Genomic DNA, 22024 nt, shown 5'->3' with positions numbered 1-22024 from the left:
TTTCTTAAAAAATATTACATTATAGGCCGCCCATCTCAACACTCAGCAATATTTAACAATTCTACAAGTAGCTTCATTTATGGCCGCTTGCGACCATTTTTAAGCTTATCCTTTTTAGTAGGGAATCCCATGATTTCTAATATACTTAATGGCGAGAGCGCGATTCATCTTAAAGCCAAACGTACCATATTTTAGCCCTTGTGCTTTCAAGTAACGAGCCCAACGGCTACCCTTTAGTGCTTCTTTTTCAATCCAATCCTTTAAATTAGGCATACCCTTGAAACGCTTGTAATGGCTTGCCTCTCGACTTTTAAGGTTCTCTATTTTTCGAATAATTGCTGCTTGCTTACCTTGCTTCACCAAACCTTCATTGAGATCAAAAGCAGCTTTTGGATCTCTTTTATAGCCTGATAGGCCTTTATTAAGGCCTTCTATTTTTCGTATAAATGCTCTTTCATTGCCTTGCTTCACCAGCCGCTCATTAAACTCAACGGCAGCTTTTGGATTTGCGGCGGGCTGATATGTACTGTCATCATTGTTATAGCCACACAGACCAAATATTTTTTGTTCTATGGCCCATTCGTTACCTTGGGTTGCTAAATAATCGATGAGAGTAGCTGCAGCTTTTGGATCTTTGTCATAGCCCCATCTGCCATGAGCAAGCCCTTCTATTTTCCGCATAAGCGCTTTTTCATTGTCCTGTCCCACCAGACGCTCATTAAACTCAAAGGCTACTTTTGGGTTCTTGTGATAACCCCACCATCCGCGAGCATAACCTTCTATTTTTCGACTAATTGCTGTTTCACTCCCTTGTCCTACTAAACGCTCATTGAGCTTAAAAGCAGATTTTGGATTTTTATGATAACCCCACCAGCCACGAGCATAGCCTTCTATTTTTCGATTAATTGCTGTTTCACTCCCTTGTCCTACTAAATACTCATTGAGCTTAAAGGCTGCTTTTGGATCTTTGTCATAGCCCCATCTGCCATGAGCAAGCCCTTCTATTTTCCGCATAAGTGCTTTTTCATTGCGTTGCATCACTAGATGCTCATTAAACTCAAAGGCTGCTTGAGGGTTTTTTTCAATAATCTCTCCCTCCTTAGTATTAATACCTTCCATTCTCCATTTAATAACTGCCTCAATTGCTACTTCATAACCTTGTGCAGCCCTTTCTTTTATGCGTAAGATAGGTACTTCTGCTCGGAAAAGGGGCAAATTCTTATACCCTTCAAAAGGATGCCCATTATTAAGTTGATACTTGGTAACCAGATACTCAATTTTTTCAAGATCTGACAGAGTGTTCACTACTATTCTCAACCAATGACGCTTGGCATTCTCTTTTGTGGCTTCACTTTCAGAATAATCTCCATGAATTGTTTGACGCACTGTTTTCCAGAGTTGAGGCTCTTCACTTAAGATACGCCATTCCCAACATGCTTGGCTTGACTGCACAATATCCGATAAAGATAATTTCTTAAAGATCTCAAGCATAATCTCCATGGGCAGTACTTCGATCAGAGATTTCTCTATTTCATCCTCATATGAAGATAGAGGTATTTTTTTACAAGAAACTTCCTTTAAACTTTTAGAGTCAAAATTTCTCTCTATTTTTCTTCTTTTGGATGGATGATTGTGGGATATATTTTTGCTCTCTGTAGAAGTGTCTATAGTTATTCTTCTTTTATGGAGGCTGGTCTCCAGATTTTCCTCTATCTCTAAGGCAAACCCGCACAGACTAGGATTTAGCAACACACATATTATAAAGGAAAAAAATCTTGTCCTAACCATAAGAATGCCTCTTTGAAATCATTAATCGCTATTGCGAAATTAAAATGCTTTTAAAAAGCTCTATAATATATCTACCCAATTTCCAATCTTATGCTTCTCTTTTAATACTACTCTACCCTTGACAAGAGCAATATTCATACAGGTTGTTTAGTTAAGGATTGAAGTTTATTTAATTGGAAAACTCCTGCTGTTTGATGAGAGCTTTACTCCTAAAATATTTTATTTCAATTTTAATGTGAGCTGTATCAGCAGTTGAGTAAAATTTTACTCTACTTCCGTTTATCGCTATATCAAATATATTTGGCATCTTTATAAACCTTCTTATTAGATTAGGTGCCTAAATTATAGAATTGTTTTTTTTAAATTTCTTTGTCGAAATCAGAGTAACTATATATCTTAGAATCTTCTTAAAAGAATTAAAACTATGTATGTCTTAAATTAACTCATCTCGAGTAATATACATACAATATCAACTCATTATTTACATAAAAGTTAAATAGTTAAATTTCTTCAATAATTAATCTTTTTTTTATCATCAAAGTTTTTATTATTATTAATGGTAAAAATTTTTAATTTTTACCATTAATATAAAGAAGGTAAGGAACATTATATGACTATAATGAGTATTAAAATAAATTATAACACGCTACCGTATAGAGCTGTTTTTATTTTAACAAGTTTGCTCTTTTCAAGTTTACCTGGGTTTACGTCAGAAGGAAAAGATGAATTTTATTCTTCCACATTACAGAGAGGAAACTTAGCTCATATTTCTCAATCTTTTGAAGATCATTCTTCGACTGAAGAAGGTTTTTATACTCTTCCCCCTGAGTGTATAACGGACATATTTTTTTTTCTTCCTCTAAAAGACCAGGTGAGCATGAGAGAAATTTCCATTAGAATGAAAGAAATTATTGATATGCAAGTCTGGCCTCAGCAAACAAGAAAAGTGAAGGGTGAGCGTTTATCTGTAGTTATTGGTACAATTAAAAATTTACCTTTTCGTTCTTTGAGCCTTAGTTTTAAACTATGGGAAATTGAAGATCTTGGCTCTTTATCATTTCTTACCAGGCTTACTGAATTAAAGGTAGATAGCAATGAGATTGGACCTGCTGGCGCTAAGCCGCTTGCAAATTTAACTAATCTTGTATCTCTTAGCCTGTGGAATAGTCGAATTGGAAATCCTGGAGTAGAAGAATTTATCCCATTAACCAACCTTACCACCCTTATTCTAGCTGGTAATAAGGTTGGACCTGCTGGCACTAAGCCAATTGCAAAGTTAACCAATCTTACCTCCCTTAATCTGTGGAACAATCGTATTTTGTCTGTTGGATTAGAAGAACTTACAGTATTAACCAACCTAAAATCTCTTACAGTGGGCATTAATCATATCGGCAATGCTGGAATGAAGCCACTTGCAAGAATCACAAGTCTTACATTCCTTGATATAAGTGATAATGGTATTTCTGAAGTAGGAGAACTTTCCCCGTTAACCAATCTTACATCTCTTGAAGCAGACATGAATCGAATTAGTGATAAAGACATTGAAGTGCTTGCGAATAGCTTAAGTAAGCTTACAAACCTCTGTGTGGGCGAGAATCACATTAGAGAGTCTGGCGTAAAGGCTTTTGAAAAGCTAACAAGCCTTACTTATTTGAGGATTGGAGAAAATCCTCTTACTTCTACAGCCGAGCAAAAACTTAAAGAATTCTCTGCGCGTGGTATAATAGTAAGGTACTAATTAATACTGACTTTGTCTCATATAATGGTCGCTCTCTCTCTTAATAAAGGGGGGCTGAAGAGGACATTCGACTTTTTTATGCTTGTACCATTCGGAGGCAACGTATAGCCCCTCTCAAAAAGATAACATTATAGTAAATTATTAAAGAATTTTATCCTTTTACGAAAGTATTAAACATCTTATTCCTTTATAAAATATGCCCTAGTTAAGGGTAACCGTAATAAATAATTTTAAGTGAGTGTAACAATGAAATCATTTCATAGCCTTGTTTTAAGCTCTTCCCTGCTGGTTTTAAATTTGAATGCTATGGAAAAGCGTGATGAACCTTACTCTCCTCTAAAAACATCCAAGGAATCAGAGGACCCTGCTACTCAATATATGCTTGGAATTATTTATCTTAAAGGTGAGGGAGTTGCCCAAGATAAAAGAGAGGCTATGAAATGCTTTAAAAAAGCAGCTGACCAAGGATATCTCCATGCCCAGGTTGAGCTGGGAATTTGTTATGCTAATGGTGAAGGAATTACCCAGGATAAAACAGAAGCTATAAAATGGTACCGATTAGCAGCTAATCAAGGGCACCCCATTGCTCAATACTGCCTTGGAATCTGTTATGCTACTGGTGCAGGAGTTACTCAGGATAAAATAGAAGCTGTGAAATGGTGTAAGATGGCAGCGGAGTTAGGGTATTCCAACGCTCAATTCAACCTGGGGGTTTATTATAATAATGGTGAGGGCGTTCCGAAAGATCATGAGCAGGCTGTACACTGGTTTACACTCGCCGCTAAGCAAGGAAATGCGAATGCTCAAACCAATCTAGGATTTATGTATAATAATGGCTGCGGCATTCAGCGAGATGATGAACAGGCTGTACACTGGTTTACACTCGCCGCTAAGCAAGGAAATGCTAGTGCTCAATACAATCTAGGATTTATGTATGATAGTGGCCAAGGCGTTCCAAAAGATCAGAGGCTGGCTGTTCATTGGTACACGCTTGCGGCCCAGCAAGGAGATGTCAGTGCACAGTTCAATCTTGCGCTAAGTTATAATAATGGTGAGGGGGTTACCCCGGATAAAACAGAAGCTGTAAAATGGTTTAGGATGGCGGCGGAGCAAGGACATGTAAATGCTCAGTATATTTTAGGTATACGTTATACTAAGGGTGAAAGCGTAGAGCCCGATAAGGCAGAAGGTGTGAAATGGCTTAAAAAGGCAGCTGACCAAGGTCATGATAGAGCACTAAGTTACCTCAAAGCTTTCAACAAAGAACAAGAAGATAAACAAAATGATGCAGCGACTCAATATAACCTAGGCATGCGTTATACCAAGGGTGAAGGAGTTACTCAAGACAAGATAGAGGCTGTAAAATGCTTTAGAAAAGCAGCGGAGCAAGGGCACCCTACCGCTCAATATAACCTTGGGATTTGTTATGATACCGCTGAAGGAATCAAAGAGGACAAAAAAGAAGCTGCAAAATGGTTTAGGATGGCGGCTGAACAAGGACACGCAGGAGCTCAATTTAATTTGGCAGGCTGTTATGCTAAGGGTGATGGTGTAGCACAAGATAAAATAGAAGCCATGAAGTGGTACAAAATGGCGGCTGAACAAGGGCACGTAGGGGCACAATTTAACCTTGCGCTTAAATATAATAAGGGGGAAGGTGTGGACCAAGATAAAACAGAAGCTGCAAAATGGTTTAGAATGGCCGCTGAACAAGACTATGCAAAATCTCAATTCCACCTTGCGCTTAAGTATAATAAGGGTGAAGGGGTAAATGTAGATAAGACAGAAGCTGCGAAATGGTTCAGAATGGCAGCTGAGCAAGGCCATAGCGATGCTCAATATGCTTTAGGCATATGTTATAATAAAGGTGAAGGGGTAAATGTAGATAAGACAGAAGCTGTGAAATGGCTTAAGAGAGCAGCTGAACAAGGGCATGCAAAAGCACAGAGCTGTTTCAAAACAACAAAAAAAGAACCTCAGGCTGAACCAAGCGATGCAACTGCTCAATTTAATCTAGGTATGCACTATTTTACGGGCGATGAAGTTACTCAAGACAAATCAATGGCTGCAAAATGGCTCAAAAAAGCAGCTGAACAGGGACATTCTGAGGCTCAAGTTAACCTTGGATTTTGTTATGAGAATGGCGAGGGAGTTGCTCAAAACGAAGTAGAGGCTGTGAAATGGTATAAAATAGCGTCCGAGCATGGCCATCCTAGCGCTCAGTTCAATCTTGCACTTAGTTATTATAATGGTAGAGGAGTTACACAGAATAAAAAAGAAACTGCAAAATGGTTCAAAAAAGCAGCTAAACAAGGGCATGCAACAGCTCAATATAACCTTGGAATTTTTCATGATAACGGTGAAGGAGTTAAAAAGAGCAAAAATAAAGCTGTAAAGTGGTACTCGCTGGCGGCTGCGCAAGGAGAGATGGGCGCTCAATACAACCTTGGGTGTTGTTATGATAAAGGTGAAGGAATAAAAAAAGATAAAAAAGAAGCTGCAAAGTGGTTCAAAATGGCAGCTGATCAAGGGTATGCAAAAGCTCAGTTTAGCCTTGCACTTTGTTATGATAAGGGTAAAGGCATAGCCCAGGATAAAACAGAAGCTGCAAAATGGTATAAACTAGCGGCTGAACAAGGCCATGCGGGCGCACAACTTAATTTGGGGTTCTGTTATGATAACGGTGAGGGAGTAATAGAGGATAAAATAGAAGTGGTAAAATGGTTTAGAAAAGCGGCGGAGCAAGGACACACACAAGCCCAGTTTAGCCTTGGATATTGCTACAGCACTGGAAATGGTATTGCTGAAAATCAGAGAGAAGCTGCAAAATGGTATAAACTAGCGGCTGAACAAGGAGATGTAAATGCTCAATTCGCCCTTGGCTTATGTTATTATAACAATTTTGATGAACCCCTTGGCCTTGATACCAAAAAAAATGAACAGAATCAAAGAGAAGCTGTGAAATGGTTACAGCAAGCTGCCAAGCAAGGGCATAAAGATGCGCCAGAAGTCTTGAAAAGTATAAATAGTATTAAACAAAGTAGAGAGTATCACGTAGACCAAATAGTGAAACATCTAGGTGAAGTATCTGTACCCTCTCGTAAGAAAGATTGAGGGAAGAAGGATATCTTCGCCTTAAAGAAGGCTATGAGGGATAGATGTCATGAAAAATACCAAAACAAATTATCACAAGCTATCATCTAGAGTTGTTCTTGTCATAGCAGGGGGAATATTTTTAAATTTATACTCTTTTGGATTTACATCGGAAAGACCAGATGAATTTGGGTATTCTTCTCTAAGAAGCAAAGTTTCTCTTTCTCGAGATGAAATAATCTCTCTTCTTCCTCTAACCTCTCAAAGTGATAAAGTAGCCCAGCAAAAAATCCTTGATTACTTTCAAGAGAAAATAGAAAAAGGCTTATTATCCTCTTCACCTTTCGAGTTAGCTCTTATTAAAGACTTGGCATTAGATCAATGGGATTCCTATTTAGATTCATACCATAATACTTTTGCGGCTTTGTGTGTACGCAAGGCTCATAAAGATAAAGGATGGAGCTTACCAGAGAAGGTAAGGGGGCAGATTATAGATCAAGCAAAAGAAGAAAACGCGCGTGCTCAATGCACTTTAGGGTTTATGTATCTAAAAGGTAAAAGCGTTCAAAGAGATGATAAGCAGGCAGTGCATTATTTTAAACTTGCGGCTCAGCAAGGAAATGCAAGAGCTCAATATAATCTAGCGATTATGTATGATAGAGGCCAAGGCGTTCCAAAAGATGATAAGCAGGCAGCTTACTGGTATACACTTGCAGCTAAGCAAGACCATGTAAGTGCCCAATACAACCTAGGATTTATGTATGAAAATGGCCAAGGCGTTCCAAAAGATGATAAGCAGGCAGCTTACTGGTATACGCTTGCGGCTAACCAAGGGGATGCCAGTGCTCAATGCAATTTAGGGTGTATGTATGAAAATGGCCAAGGCGTTCCAAAAGATGATAAGCAGGCAGCTTACTGGTATACGCTTGCGGCTAACCAAGGGGATGCCAGTGCTCAATGCAATTTAGGGTGTATGTATGAAAATGGCCAAGGCGTTCCAAAAGATGATAAGCAGGCAGCTTACTGGTATACACTTGCAGCTGAGCAAGGAAATGCAAGGGCTCAATGCAATCTAGCTTTTATGTATAATAATGGGCAAGGGGTTTCGCGAAATCATGAGCAGGCAGTTCATTGGTATACACTTGCGGCTAACCAAGGAAATGCAAGAGCACAGAGCAATTTAGGGTGTATGTATGAAAATGGCCAAGGTGTTCCGAAAGATGATGAGCATGCAGCTTACTGGTATACGCTTGCGGCTAACCAAGGAAATGCGAATGCTCAATTCAATCTAGCAATTATGTATAATAGTGGCCAAGGCGTTCCGCAAGATTATGAGCAAGCAGTACACTGGTACACACTTGCGGCTAACCAAGGAAATCCCCGTGCACAAAATAATCTAGGGGGTATGTATCTGGAGGGGAGGGGCGTTCTGCAAGATTATGAGCAAGCAGTACATTGGTACACACTTGCGGCTAACCAAGGATATGCTGGTGCTCAAAACAATCTAGCAATTATGTATGATAGTGGCCAAGGCGTTCCGCAAGATTATGAGCAAGCAGTTCATTATTTTACACTTGTGGCTAACCAAGGAAATGCGAATGCTCAATACAATCTAGGGGTTATGTATAATAATGGACGCGGCGTTCCGAAAGATGAGGAGCAGGTAGCTCATTATTTTACACTTGCGGCTAACCAAGGACATGTACATGCTCAATTTCATCTAGGAAATATGTATTATGCTGGCCAAGGTGTTCCGCAAGATTATGAGCAAGTAGCTCATTATTTTACACTTGCGGCTAACCAAGGACATGTCAATGCTCAATACAATCTAGGGGTTATGTATTTAAATGGTAAGGGTGTTCAAAAAAATTATGATCTGGCCCTCTTTTGGTATCTGTCAGCGGCACGTAAGGATCTTATAACAGCACAAAAAGTATTGAAGAACATCTTTAAGCAGGAAGAAAGACTTGCTGAATACATTCCTAAGTACTTGGAAGATATTATCAACCTAAAGGATTATACTCAACAGTTCCTAGGAGTTCACGAGTTAGAAGCCATGTTCAATGATCCTGAAGGAAGCTCGAACACCTCTTTTCAAGAGCAAGGGCTCGCTATTCCTCTTCTTTATCCTCACTATAGAGCCCTTGTATATATGGAAGAGGAAACTTTAAGTATTATAGAAGACTTGTCTAAAATAGGCTATCTCATTAATGGTTGGCGCCTCACACATCCTTCCTATCGAACAGAACATCGAGGTCAAGAGCGATATTATGAGGAATACAACTTTGAGGAAAGTATATACTTTTGTTTAGGGAAAGAAGCGGTCGAGAAGGGAAATAAACTTATGTCAATCCTTAAAGGAGAAGATAAAAAATGGGAAGCAGCTTTAGCTTCGGTTGCCTTTTTAGAAAAGCTATTTAAAGGCGATCAGAAAAGCCTCCTTGGGAAAGCTGTTAATTTGCAGCGTGCCGTTCGTGATGGCCAGAGGATAGATCGTGATGAATTTAATGCTTTACTTATTCTCTTAGAACACCCCGAAGAAGCCCTATCAGAGCATTCACAAGGAGAGCAGGTACTCTTTAAAGAAAAGGAAGAATACCTACATGAATTAGAGGAGATCAAAAAACTTCCTGAACATCTTAGTATTCTTTTAAAGCAAGGTATAAATCACCGTAACTGTCTGTTTGCAGAAGAGTATCCTTTTCTCAAATAGACATAAAATTGTGGTGTTGTTGTTTAACAGGCATCGTCATCAACTTGTCTGTTTAAAATCCTGTAAGATAATACTTATCAAGGTAACTTGATGATTAGAGAGGAACGGCTGTTCCTCTCTAATCGAGGGGGCATATTCGTTATCAACTCGGTTATTCATGGCTTTGTTGCGTAAATGGGACACAAGAACAAACTCCCCCTTTTTCCCAAAATTATTAGATTTTAACTGATTCCGGCATGCCAAGATTAGTAAAGGTGTTCAAAATGAAGCACCCAAGATGTAATTCCACATCTTGGTTATCCCATAACCTGGCATTAAGCTTACGACCGATCACCTCTTTATAGCGGTATTTAGGGTCCATCTACATAAAGGAACATAAGGTACTACAGGAATGTATTAGTGATTGATAGTATCTCTGATACGTATGATGGTTTGTCGGCTTGTATTAAAGTTCCTTGCAATAGCTGCAATAGTTTTGCCTTCCCGTAATTGCTGTATCGCCTGTTTTGTTTGTAATTCTGAGAAAATTTTTGGTCGACCAAGAGTTTTTCCCTTTGATTTGGCTCCAGCAAGGCCGGATTGTGTGCGTTCAATTAAGAGATCGCGCTTGAATTGAGCAACGGCATTAATCACTCCCATAGTCATTTTTCCAGCTGAACTGGGGAGGTCAACACCTCCAAACGCCAGACAGTGAACCTTGACCCATTTTTTCAAGTTTAGCAACAGTGGTACTTACGGGCGCCGTCAAGTTATTGATCATGTCAATAACTTGACGGCGCCGAATTGAAGATTATAAAAGATGATTTTAAAATGTATTCAAAGGATGATTGTTTAGATGACTTTTTAAAATACCATAAAAACTCTTCTTTTCTATCTTATCTCTCCAGCTTAGGGAATCAAGGAAACATTCATGCTCAATATTTGGCTGCAAAAGGCTATTTTTCTAGCAAGTCACCAGAGGCGGAAAAAAGATTTTTCTCAATTTATTTCAGCCGTGATTGGGACTGACGTAATGAAGATGTAATGGAAAGGAATATCGTTTCTAAGCATGAGAATATAATAAAATGGAGCGTAGAGTGGTATAACTACCATGCGGGTAAGTACTGGTTAACTATAGAATTTAAGGTTAATAAAGAATGCCAGAAAGAACGTAGAAAAAAAATACAATCATTGATCGTTTGGAAGTATTCTTAGGACAAAGTTATGAACATGGGTGGGGAACGCAAAAGCACTTATATAAGGCAAAAAAATGCTACTCTAGGGCCTATGAGAAAGCTGAAGAAAAGAGCGAGGATAAAATTAAAGCTGAGAGGGGGTTGGAGAGAATAAGAAAAAAGATGGCACTTATTTAATGTGCATTGCTTTTGTATATGTCTTTGTTTTTAGAAGTTGTCTGGCAAATTGGGGACTTGCATTGTTTGGCTTTTTCCAGCTTGATTACAAGAAAAACGATCGTTTATTTAGCAGTCCTACAAGAATTAAGGGGCACCCTTAAAAATAGTAAGAATACCCATTGCAAAAAACAAGGCAAGATTTCATCCACCTATAAAGCTGTCTTGTACAGGATATTTTAGGTGATATAATGCAGGTCATAATAAGAGTGGGGCACAAAGTATACTTTGTAATCTCCTATCCTTGCAGGTCTTATAAAATGTATCATATGGGGCTTATTACAAAGCTTAAAAAATTATAATGCATTTCGCCCACTAAGATTATAAAGAAATAGTCTTAAAAGAGGGCCTTATCAAAAATAGAGATACTTTAAATAAATAGTCATCAAAATCTTCAGAAATGCTCAAATTTTGTACTTAAGATTCTTCTCTGGAAGCGAGATAGTTTCGTGTAGTATATTCCTTAATTCGATTGAAAAGAGGATAATAGTGTCCTACTTCCTTATAGGTTATATCTAAGGTTCTGAGCCGCATATTACTCCTTAATGCTTCCGCTAAGGCTTCTACAGCTTCTAGATTTAGGTTAGTCCAGTTTAAATAAAGGAGTTCTAGAGTGGAATTACATAACAAGGTTTCGGCAAAAGCTTTTGCTCCTTCTCCCTGTAGCGGGTTTTGTCCTAAGTACACACAACTAATTGTCGTATTATGTTTTAAAGCTTGAGCAATTGCCATTGCACCGTTCGGTCCGATTTTGTTGTTGCCTAATCTTAAGTCTTGTAAGCTTTTAGTATAGGCTAAGGACGGAGCAAACTCTTGCGCGTGTGTATCTTCAACTCCCCTTAGGCTTAAGTTTTGAAGGGTTACTGTATCACTTATGAAGTGTTTAAAAGCGATCATCCCTTCTGGAGCGATTTTAGCCAAGGAAAAACTTAACTCTTTAATGCTTCTATTCTTTTGTAAAGCATTAAAGAAAGCTACAGCATTATAATCGGACAAAAATTCAGAGGACTCAATTGACAAGCTTGTTATTGATGAGTTGAAAGGAAGAGCTTGTATGATAGCTTCACCATTTTGTCTTGTGCGTATCTTAAAAGTTGTCAAAGAGCTTTTATTAAAGGCAAGGTCTAATATAGTTCTCGCCGCGGTAGCATCTGATAGATAAAAATTATGATAGGCCACATTCATTTTCTCCAAGATAATGCAAAACTGCTTAAAACCTTTACTTTTACTCATTGGCTCATAAGGAGTAAATAGTGGATCTTTTAAGAAAGCTTCAGCGTATAATTGCCAATAATTGTCAATAAGGTTTTTACATTGCTTAGTTGTCCCTTCTAGGGAAATTAAAGATGAGAAATTCATAAATGAGAGAAGATGATAAAATGTCTCTGGGGGTAGTAAAAGAAGATATAACCCCTTATCCATAATTTCACTGTGAGCGAAAGGCTGAACGGCTAGTACTTCTCCTTCTAAAGCTCGCCTTTTTTCCTTAAGGCTTCTTTTTGTTTGTCTCAGTAAATTAATACACTGCTTAAGGTGTGCTTCTTGCTGTTTGATTTCGGCTACTTCTTTTCCCTTATCAAAGCCTACTTCTTGGCAATTTATTGCAGAGATTCTTAAACAGAACAGGACGAGGAAAGCCTTTAGAATAATTTGCTTGGGGAGGGAATAAAATAGAAATGATATCAAGGTAAAAATCTCCTATTTAAATGGGAAGAGAGTATAAGCTCTTTCTTGTGATTTTCTTTCTAAGACAGGATTATGGAAGCAATGCATGAATTGAGCATGCACTATTGAGATATCAGGGCTTACAATTTGCGCAAATTCAGCGGCTGATCGAACACAAACAGCTATTTCTTTGGGATAATTAAATTGATCAATTTGACTATTTATATTTTCCTTTAACTCCCTAACTTGTTCTCGCACTCGATTCAGATTATCTCTAACTCTGACATGGGATCTCACATCTAAAATGTTTTCTTTTTCAAGTTCTTCTATTTTCTTATGAACTGTTCTTAAACCGACAGACTTTTCATACCAACCTGCGTGTTCACCTAAAGGGCTGGTATCTCTTCTCAGTGGCAAAGGATGCTTTTCTTTTAACAGTGCAGATAAAGAAGTTTCATAATCTTTAAGACATTCCGTTAATATCGCTTCATTATTGATGATGTGCTCAGATGCATGTTGGATACTCCCTCCTTTTGCATCAATTGTCTTCTTCATGGTTATATTTTGAAAGATACATCTTCTCAGAGTTGGAATAGCGGAGGAGGATATAGTGGTTAGGGAATTCTGGAGCGCCGTGTTTTCCTCATTAAGGTTTTCTACTTGTCTAGCCAGTCTATTGAAATTACATAAAATCCTAACGTTTGCCTTAACATCTAATATACCTTCACTTTCTAATTCAGCTATTCTTTGAAAGCTAGTATGTCCTCCCCATTCTCTTTCTATATTGCCAGGAGGTTCATCTGATTCAGCAGCAGAACAATCAGCAGCAGAACAAGAGGAGAAAGCGAATATAGTTCCTATTATAGCTTGTAGATAATTACGAAATCTCTTATTTATAAGATGAAGCATATGGGATATATCTCTTAAATTTGTACACATTTATAATGGTACATATAATTGAAATCCCTGTTGGGAGAAACGTAAAAAATCGTCCTAAAATACCTCTCAGGAACAAGAATGATGTCTGATCTTGGGTCAGCTTCAAAGTTTATGCGCCAAGGTTCTCTAATTATTGAGGATCTTATAATTATTGTGTTTAAAGAGAAATGCTAACAGTTTTAGGAAATTTTAATACCGCACAATGAAGGAATTTATAAGATAGCTTCATGATTGAGTATCTCAAGGAGAAAAAGCAGGGCAGTCGGTATTTCCTTTATAAGGAAGCAGATTGGCGTACAAGGGCATCCTATAAGGTGGCCTGTTTGATATTAAAGTTACGGCAGATCGTCGCTTTGACAGCTCTTATGCGTAAAATCGTCATGATTGCTAATGCTAAACTTAAATCCTTACATACATAGTTAATGACGGCACCGGTCTTCCCTTTAAAAAACAATTTTAACCTTCACAATTTCTTGCATTAGGGCCAATTATAGCCCTAACTTTATTTTTTGTTTGTCAGTTAAAAAATTTTCAAGCCGAGCTTTATGTAAACTACTTGAATTACTCTCTGTTTCTTCAAATTCAACTATACCCTCTTTACTTACCTCACCCGCACTCTCTGGTAGAAAGACAAAACTATTGAGTTCATCGTAGACTGCTTGGCTTTGCTCTAAAAGTTGTGTTTTATACCGCATATGGATCAGCTCTTTATACATTTGCTTGTAAGGTAAGCTGCTCTTACCATGTTTCATTTGCCAAGCTATTTGTAGCTCTAGATGCCTTAGTTGGTTAAAATTTTTATAGGGGATGACTTTCTGGAGTTTAGTAGATGGGCTAAGAGTCACACTATAACTTCCCCCACCTTTGCCAACTGTATATCCTGTTACACTCTTGTTGCTTTTGATCCATCCCGGAAAAGCTTTAAAAAGAACTCCTTGCCGTTTTCTGTGATTCTTATGGTTGCCTTTTCCAGTTATGATATGAACATGCGATTTACACTTGGATTTGGCAGCGTTAATAAACTGAGTAACCTTTATTTGCGCTAATTGTGCAGAGGCAACCCCGTGTAAATCAAGGAGGTGGGGGTTCTTCGTATTTATATAAATGCGACGAACTATATATCCATCATGGCTGCAAGGTCTGGCGGAAGTTAGCTTCAAGATTCTGGGAAAATTTAATCTAGATTCCCTTCCATCTAATAACATTTCAATCTCTTGTAGACGCTCTTTCCAAATTCTAGTTGTTAAAAAAAGATCTTCATAATCAAGCATATTCATACACCGGACTTTGAATAACTCTAATTCGGGGAAAGAAAAATCTTCAAAATTTTCAGGCCATTCTTCGCGCCCGATATTTTTATTTTTAGAATTTAATTTAGATTTGTCGGGGGAATTTAATTTTTTTCTGCCTTTACTCTTCGGAGAATTTGGCTTACCCAATAATGTTTTTGCTGTGAGTGATGGAGAAGTCTGGCTTAATAATGTATAGTCTTCCTCATTAGGTAGGCACAAAGATTTTTTATTCCTTTGTTCTGCTTCAATTGTTTCGAAGTTAGGGGGGTTCTGGGCAAATTCCTCAAGTTGCCTAAGGCGGGTGTGCCAGCGCTTTTCAATTTTAAGTGGTTGGTTGCTTCGTGCAAGCATATTAAGGCAATGTTTTTTCAATACCATAAATTCCTCAAAAGATGCTACTTGATGTACTTTTTGGAGCCATATAGTTTGAATTTGGGCGGTAGCTGCTTGTGCTTTGCCTTGGAATACTGCTGGCAATTGATCTTCTCTTGAAGTCTCCAGCTTAACCTGGGAGGAGGGATTAGAGGCGCCAGGATGACAAGAATTATGAAAAAAAGAGGAATAATTTGTCCACTCTTCTTGCTTTTCCATTGCTTGAAGAGAAGGCGTACCTCCATAGAAAAGGATAATAACTATTATCAATATAGGAGTTAAACGTTGCCATATTGAAGCCCTTTCCCGATCAGAAAAGGTGCTTTTAAAAGTAAAAGTTTTCTTGTTATTCATTCTTGTTCCTATGAGGATTTAATCTTTTTAGAGGGACTGTTGCTTGCTAGATTTCTTCCATTTCCTTAGCTGCACCAATCGGCGCTTAATTTGATAAGTGAGGGTTAAACGATGAGATGATGGTTATTATAAAAAGTATTTATCATACCTCTTCTTTTGCATATTCTCTTTTAATACTTTTTTCAAGGAGTTTTATACACACTGGGCCTATCAAGAATTTTTTAAGTAGTGAAGAAATGTCCCTGTTGAAAAAATTTAACTCTTTCTTGGAACTCATTGCTAGTTTTAAATATTAGGAAAATTTTACCTAAAAAACTTACTCCTCTTAAGAATTTTTTCTCATATCAGTTAATGTGACAACGCCCCAAAAAGGGCGGGCCGTATATTCTTAACACCCTTTTTTGGTTAAAGCTGGCCATTCTTTATCTGCCGATGAGGAAATTTTCTCGTGCAATTGAGGTGAGCTACGGCGAATAAGATTCCTTGGCCATCTTATTTCCTCTGGATTGGTACCTTCGCTTTTACCTAAGGCCGGCCATTCTTCTATAGCAAGAGTGGGGCCATTTTCTGGGGGAAAGGAGTTATGAACTTGGGGATCGCTTCCTTTCTGCTTTTTCAGGGGTCCACTTAAGCGGGATCTTAGCCTTTCCCTTGAAGAGAGTTCCAGGGTGAGCGGGGGATTAGAGAAAAGGAGCTTTTGTACCACCTCACGCGCTGCTATCCAATCGCCATCTAAATAAATGGCACCAAGCAAAGCCTGAATAGTTTGGGCTGCCATGCGTGGCGCCGTATGAGGAGAAGGTAAGAGGCGGCCCAAGCCGCCTTCATTCCTAATAAGAAAATACCCAAGCTGCCATCTCTCAAAGGCTTGTTGAAGTCGAGGTGTATTAACCTTTTCAACAAACTTCTCTGTCAGAAGGCCTTCACTAGCAACAGGATTGGAATCTATGGCATTCTCGGCAATCCCTAGGGCCAGCACTCTCGTGCCTAGGAATGCTAAGATTTCAAAGTTTCTTCCATGGGCGCTTGAATGAATAAAAGCTGCTTGCAGAAGCATAACGTTTTTAAAGTGGTATGAGATTCTCCTTTGGAGTATACCTAGATCGGGAAAGGAAAGTTTCTGTTGAGGCAGAGAAAAATCAGATATCGCTTTGGCTTTTGGCCCGTGCTCGATATAGGGAGAGAATAGCTTCTTTACGCATTCCTGAGATGGTCCCAGCCCCTTATCTTTATAGACGGCTCCGAGCAGAGCTTCTATTATATCAGAAGCTGTTTTTTCAGCAATTGGACCAGCTAGGGGAGCCTTATAAAACTCAGAAGAAATTAAGGTGGGGTGTACCTGGAGGTTTATATAAACTTCTGCTAGAACTTTCTTTGAAGTTAGGTGTCCAAAAAGTTGAGCCAAACTCTCGACTTTGGCTGATGGATAGCTATAATAAAGTAGACAAGCAATCACGAGACCCAATACCCTATCTCCGAGAAACTCTAAACGTTCGAAGCCCTGGCTTCGAGGAGCAGAAGCTTTTTGCAGTAGCCCAGGATCAGAAAATTTATAATCTAAAAAAGCTTCAAAAGGATGGGACTGAAGCTGGCTAATCCTACGAGGTCGTTCTCTTTGAATTTCGCAAGAATGCCCAGACAGACTATAAAGCGGCACTAAGAAGCAGATTAGAAAAACTTTAATTTTATTCATCTTGATATCCTTTTAAATTTATACCTCTTTATTTAAGCTAAATAAAATTGGCTCTGTTACAAGAATTTCAGGAGTTTAAATAAGGGTACATTTAAGAGAGCTAAAATCCAAATTGTTTCTTAATGAGGCGCACTTCACCTCATATCAGCAACTACTTGAGAATTAGAGTCAAATTGTGAAGTTGTCTAAGAGAAATACCTTTTATAATTTAAGCACTGAAAATTTAATCTAGCGATATAAAGGGCTGCATATACTTGTATACTTGAGTGCGAACTCTTCTTTTGAAATCTGTGAATTCCTCTTCTGAACTTGACACTTTATAAGGCCCCTCGAAAAAGAACGCTTACTTAGCAACTTTCGCTAAGGGATCAAAATAATATCTATTTACACTAGAAAAACCGTTTAAATAATTTAAGCTAATAAGTTAGTTGAATGACAATATAGATTATATTTATGTTAGACAAAAAAGCTCCCTTCACTGCAAAAGCACTCAGCAATTCTTTAAATGAAGAGATTTGCTGTGTCTAAAAATTTATCTTCTGCCTTAGATATGGAAATCAAGCTATTTTCAAGTATCAAGTCCCTGATTGAAAAGGCAAAAGGAAACGTTCTTTCTAAAGCAAACACAGAACTTGTCTTACTTAACTGGAATATAGGCAAGCTTATAAAATCACAGATTTTAATGGATGAGAAATCAGAGTATGGTGAAAAGATTGTTGCGACACTGTCGCAACAATTATCGTTAGAGTTTGGAAAAGGGTACACAACCTCTGCTCTATTCCGCATGATAAAATTCTATGATACTTTCCCTGACTTAGAAATTGTTGCGACAGTGTCTGATCGATCCTGCTTAGACGCTCACCTTAAGCAGGCGAATGCGACAAAGATTACGCAGCTTATTGCTGATGCAGGCTATGATGGTCAAAATGTTTACAGCCAACTGGCATCAGTCAACATTAAACCCCTTATTCCTCCAGCTCGAGGATCTCCTTCATTATCAAAAGAGCACTGCTCTGTTAGACAAAAGGGTATTAATTACATTGATAAAAAGGGACTATACGCCTGGCAAACAAAAAATGATTATGGCAGGAGAACAAAAGTAGAAAATACGATATACCGCTATAAAGAGATGATCGGTCGTAAGCTTAATGCCAGGCTATGGGATAACCAAGATGCCGAATTACATCTTGGGTGTTTCATTTTGAACACTTTTACTAATCTTGGCATGCCGGAATCAGTTAAAATCTAATAATTTTGGGAAAAAGGGAGAGTTTGTTATTGCTTCCCATTTACGTAACAACGCCACATTTCACCACATGCATTTGCACAAAGATTTTTAACCCAAAACAAAAATTAGGAGACTTCCTTAAAACTAGCTTGCTAAACTGGGGATATTACATTTTGATCCTCTATCTCTCTCCAAGCTTATACTTTCAATTAATGCCTTGACCTTAGATTGAATTCTTTTTATATGGGGGGAATCTCGGCGGAGATTTGGCTCTATAATCTTTAAAGATTTGCTTAAGCAGGCGATAGCATGACTTTTCAAATTTTGAGCCTGTAAATAACGCTTTTCATTTTCTGCTTGCGTTGATCTTTTGATATAAAGCTCTGCTAAAGCTTCAAGAACAATAAATGCGTCAAGATGTTTCTTTGTTTCAAAAATTGTTAATGCTTTACAAAATATGGCCTCTGCTTTGTCTAGATGATTTTCTAGAAAATATACCTGCCCTAACTCATTTAATTTACGAGCAACTTCAGTGTGATTTTTTCCATAATACTTTTTATAGATAACCAGACTCTGTTCTAGCAGATCTAAAGCTTTTTTATACTGACCTTTTTCTCTATAAATACATGCTAGGGTAGAACTCGCCCAGGCAGCCCATATGTAATCTTTAGGGAAATTCTTGTTATAAATCACGCAACCCTGCTCAAGGAGTTTCTTAGCCACTTCGTAATTGCCTAATGATCGATTTGTATCTCCCAAAAATATTAAAGCTGGAGCTATTCTAATATGATCTTCAGGATAATACTCTCTATATCTCCTGCAGCTTTGTTCTAAAAGGCTTTTAGCCTTCTCAGGATAGCCTAGAATCCTATTTGCTTCTCCTAAATTAGCAAGCACCCAATTGACTCCTAAATAGTTGTCAGGATCTTCTTGATAAATAGCTAAACTTCGTTCTAAGAAAATCTTAGATTCTTCATACTGACCTTTTTCTCTATAAATAATCCCCAAAGTCACTAGGCACCAGGCAAGAATATTCCGGTTTTTAGGGGGATGCTTTTCATAAAGTTCCTCACATTGTCGTAAAAAGAATTCTGCATTTTTATAATCCCCCAAAGGCCAATAGGTAGTTGCTAGGCACACTAGAACCCAAGCTATTTTACTATAATTTTGAGGATCGTATTTCTTATAGCTTTCTAGGCTTCTGTTAAGAAGTTCTTTAGCTTTTTCATAGTCCCCCTTATATCTATAGATGTCGCCTAAGTATCCTAAGAGCCAAACTAATCTGATATGGTTTTTGTCCTTATCCTTATTTAAGTCTGCAAAACTCTGCTCCATGAGTTGTCTTGCCCTTGTATCTTGGCCTAAGAAAAAAAGCATAACACCTAATTTAGAATTTAGGACTCCTTTTATTTTCGTACTTAATAAATGCTCATGACTTAACATAGCCCTGCAATGGGCTACCAAAATATTCATCTTGGGAAGATTTAAGCTGTCAATAGCTTGTTCTATATAATGCTCCAGGGAGAATAAGAATTTCTCGATTAAATGTTTCCTATTTTCGGAATCTGAAGACCTTGTAAGATAATATAAGCTTATTTCTAGGGTACTTCGATGCATGGATAAATTTTCATTAATTCCTGGAAGGGATGATTCATCTGTAACTAGGGAATATTTCCTCAAATTATGAATTAAGTTTTCAACTATCAATTTACTTTTACAGGTTTGCAGTAAATCAATAGGGATATTTTGAGAATCTAATAAACTAATAAACAGGAGTAAATCTCTAAAATCAGGATTCTTAGCAATAATTTCTTTTAAGGTAGTTGCAATAATTTCATAGCGTGTGTGAGTATATTCACCTATTTCTCTCATAAGAGATTCTTGGGAAATATTAAAATCTTCTCTTAGCTCTTTGATTCTTTTTAAATATTCCTCAAAACTAAGTCGAGTGTCTTTTATATAGTAAGCTGCTGTGGATACATCCAATGGAAAACAGGCTATGTTCTCTAAAAATTTATTGGCTTTGTCTTTTTCATTCTCATCTAAATTCCAAGATTCGCATTCATAATATATCCTCGCAAAAAGAGTAAGTTTTTCCTCCTTATTAAGTATAGTTATATCTACAATATTTTGGGTGGGTATATATTTTGTATTCTTGATAGTACTGTCGCGCGTTGTAATAAGCACTTGCCCTTCGCCCCAAATCTCAGTATCTTGAGGAAGGTAGCTTTTGATCTCTGAAAATGTTCTCATCTCCAGATTATCATAGATAAGAAACCAGTTTGGATAGGTTCTCAGCCTTTCCTGAACAAATAATATAAGCTCTCTTTCTTTTTCTTCAACGTCTGATATTTCTTGTAATCCTCTAAGGATTTTCTGTTCTTCTTGCTTAGCTGCAAGGCTATATGCAAGGCGTTCAAAGGAACTTCTTAAACTTCCTCTTGTCTGTGCATTTACTTCCCAAACAAGGGAAGCTTTATGCTGACGGACATAGTGGCGTGCAAGGGTTGTCTTTCCGGACCCTCCAATTCCTAGCAAAACAACAGTTTGAATACCTTTTTGATTACTGAATTTTCCATCAATTTGAGTTATTAATTGTGGCCGTTGTAAAAAAACATTATCTGTTGGAACTGATAGATCTGATCGAATGAAAGGTATTGTGTGGCTTTGGCTTTTATTAGATGTTTTACTGTCATTGCATTCCAAGAATAGGAAGCTAACAATACTAAAGCAAATAGCTATCACTATCCCTATTTTCCACTGTCTTCTTTTATGGAAAGAATATCCGAAGTTATTTAGGGGTTCTTTTTGGGATGAGGCTGATGCTGATGAAATAGCCTGATATGGACTGGAGTCAAATAACTTGTCTTTAACACTTCCGTTTCCCACGGACAATAGTTTATCAAGTTTTGTCTCAGGATAAAATTCCTTCATAAGTGCTGCAAACGCAGCCAAATAGTTTTTAGGGTCACTAAAATCTATACACGGAGTCTTACCTATTTGTTTTAGAAAATCTCCCCTTCTATTTTTATCCTGTAGCAAGAAGATGATATTCTCGCTTTTTGTGGCTTCTTCTTGTTGAAAACTCTCAGTCACAATGTAAAGGGTGGGGACTAAAGCTTCTTGCTCAGATGAGTCAGTACCTATTGTTATTCCTGCTAGCTTAAGATGTCCGATAAGCAAGTTCAAAAAATCATGTGTGCTTTGCTGTAATTTTTTACTGATTGGTTCAGGTTTTATTATACAAACATAGTCTTTTTTACTTTTCATTTTAGAGAGGAGTTGGAGTTCCTGTTCAAACTCAAATTTATTAAGAAGCTTTAAATAATGATGTCTTACAAGCTCAACCTTCTCCGATTTAAGAATGAAAGAGATAATATCTTCTGGGAATTTTTCCCTTATTCTAGCTCTTATATCCTTTTTATGTGATTCAACAGTCTTGAGACTAATAGATAAAAGCCGGGCAATTATTTTATCGGTAGATCCATTCACCACACAGGCGATAATATCTATGTGTCTTGATGTGAATTTTATCCCTTTTATCTCCAGTAAAGCTTGAGGATAAAATGCCGCGGGGAGTTGAGGAATTTTAAGTTGAAAGTATTGAGCCTCTTTCATGAAATGAAAAACCCCCTGTAACAAAGTAACGTTGATGTTATTACATCACTTTTTATACGGTAATCCTCTCTCAAAAAGGAGGTGTTTTAAAATAGAAAATTCCCATAAAAAGAGAAATTACTTTACAGTCAAACAATTAA

Annotated in this window: 12 protein-coding genes and 3 pseudogenes; 7 read left to right on the top strand and 8 right to left on the bottom strand. The window is 37.6% G+C overall.

Going from position 1 to position 22024, the window contains the following annotated elements; all coding sequences use genetic code 11:
• Positions 1-114: 114 nt before the first annotated feature.
• A complete protein-coding gene (locus ID47_RS06860) occupies positions 115-1788 on the bottom strand; it encodes an F-box protein (protein ID WP_038465109.1) in 1674 nt (557 codons plus the stop codon).
• 619 nt (positions 1789-2407) lie between these two features.
• On the opposite strand from ID47_RS06860, the gene ID47_RS11910 reads away from it, so the two are divergent.
• The 3 genes from ID47_RS11910 to ID47_RS11905 all read left to right on the top strand — a co-directional run bounded on the left by ID47_RS11910 (position 2408) and on the right by ID47_RS11905 (position 9332).
• The gene (locus ID47_RS11910) at positions 2408-3526 is read left to right on the top strand and encodes an F-box protein (RefSeq protein WP_232223216.1); all 1119 of its coding nucleotides are present in this window, start codon (positions 2408-2410) and stop codon (positions 3524-3526) included.
• Positions 3527-3772: 246 nt separating this feature from the next.
• Positions 3773-6640 (top strand): SEL1-like repeat protein, encoded by a 2868-nt coding sequence (locus ID47_RS06850; protein ID WP_051908724.1) that lies wholly within the window; start codon positions 3773-3775, stop codon positions 6638-6640.
• 49 nt (positions 6641-6689) lie between these two features.
• The gene (locus ID47_RS11905) at positions 6690-9332 is read left to right on the top strand and encodes a tetratricopeptide repeat protein (protein ID WP_051908723.1); all 2643 of its coding nucleotides are present in this window, start codon (positions 6690-6692) and stop codon (positions 9330-9332) included.
• A 214-nt stretch (positions 9333-9546) separates the two neighbouring features.
• Here the strand turns inward: ID47_RS11905 and ID47_RS12945 are convergent.
• Both ID47_RS12945 and ID47_RS06840 read right to left on the bottom strand, forming a co-directional pair.
• Positions 9547-9681 (bottom strand): annotated as a pseudogene (locus tag ID47_RS12945) (IS5-like element ISParac1 family transposase); the annotation flags it as partial.
• 47 nt (positions 9682-9728) lie between these two features.
• Positions 9729-10046: a recombinase family protein gene (locus tag ID47_RS06840; RefSeq protein ID WP_232223286.1), complete on the bottom strand. Its 318-nt coding sequence runs from the start codon at positions 10044-10046 to the stop codon at positions 9729-9731.
• 69 nt (positions 10047-10115) lie between these two features.
• On the opposite strand from ID47_RS06840, the gene ID47_RS06835 reads away from it, so the two are divergent.
• Positions 10116-10340, top strand: a complete 225-nt coding sequence (locus ID47_RS06835) for a hypothetical protein (RefSeq protein ID WP_156956693.1) — start codon at positions 10116-10118, stop codon at positions 10338-10340.
• Between the two features lie 800 nt (positions 10341-11140).
• Here ID47_RS06835 and ID47_RS06825 read toward each other — a convergent pair.
• Positions 11141-12409, bottom strand: coding sequence for a leucine-rich repeat domain-containing protein (locus ID47_RS06825; protein ID WP_038465103.1), 1269 nt, complete (start codon positions 12407-12409; stop codon positions 11141-11143).
• Between the two features lie 12 nt (positions 12410-12421).
• Entirely contained in the window at positions 12422-13297 is an 876-nt protein-coding gene (locus ID47_RS06820) for a hypothetical protein (protein ID WP_038465101.1), read from the bottom strand.
• Between the two features lie 257 nt (positions 13298-13554).
• Here ID47_RS06820 and ID47_RS06815 point away from each other — a divergent pair, with 257 nt between their 5' ends.
• Positions 13555-13746, top strand: a complete 192-nt coding sequence (locus ID47_RS06815) for a hypothetical protein (RefSeq protein WP_038465099.1) — start codon at positions 13555-13557, stop codon at positions 13744-13746.
• Between the two features lie 69 nt (positions 13747-13815).
• On the opposite strand, the gene ID47_RS06810 is transcribed toward ID47_RS06815, so the two are convergent.
• Entirely contained in the window at positions 13816-15345 is a 1530-nt protein-coding gene (locus tag ID47_RS06810; RefSeq protein WP_038465097.1) for a Smr/MutS family protein, read from the bottom strand.
• A 388-nt stretch (positions 15346-15733) separates the two neighbouring features.
• Positions 15734-17038 (bottom strand): ribonuclease III domain-containing protein, encoded by a 1305-nt coding sequence (locus ID47_RS11900; RefSeq protein WP_051908722.1) that lies wholly within the window; start codon positions 17036-17038, stop codon positions 15734-15736.
• 505 nt (positions 17039-17543) lie between these two features.
• Between ID47_RS11900 and ID47_RS13515 the strand changes: the two are divergent.
• Positions 17544-17867, top strand: a pseudogene (locus ID47_RS13515) (DUF1016 N-terminal domain-containing protein); the annotation flags it as partial.
• Positions 17868-17876: 9 nt separating this feature from the next.
• A pseudogene (locus ID47_RS13510) lies at positions 17877-18287 on the top strand (transposase); the annotation flags it as partial.
• 123 nt (positions 18288-18410) lie between these two features.
• Here the strand turns inward: ID47_RS13510 and ID47_RS06795 are convergent.
• Positions 18411-21884: a tetratricopeptide repeat protein gene (locus ID47_RS06795; RefSeq protein WP_038465095.1), complete on the bottom strand. Its 3474-nt coding sequence runs from the start codon at positions 21882-21884 to the stop codon at positions 18411-18413.
• Between the last annotated feature and the right edge of the window lie 140 nt (positions 21885-22024).

This window comes from Candidatus Paracaedibacter acanthamoebae (assembly GCF_000742835.1).
Taxonomy (GTDB): Bacteria; Pseudomonadota; Alphaproteobacteria; order Paracaedibacterales; family Paracaedibacteraceae; genus Paracaedibacter; species Paracaedibacter acanthamoebae.
The sequence above is the reverse complement of the archived record's forward strand: the minus strand, read 5'-3'. Positions and strand labels throughout refer to the sequence as shown.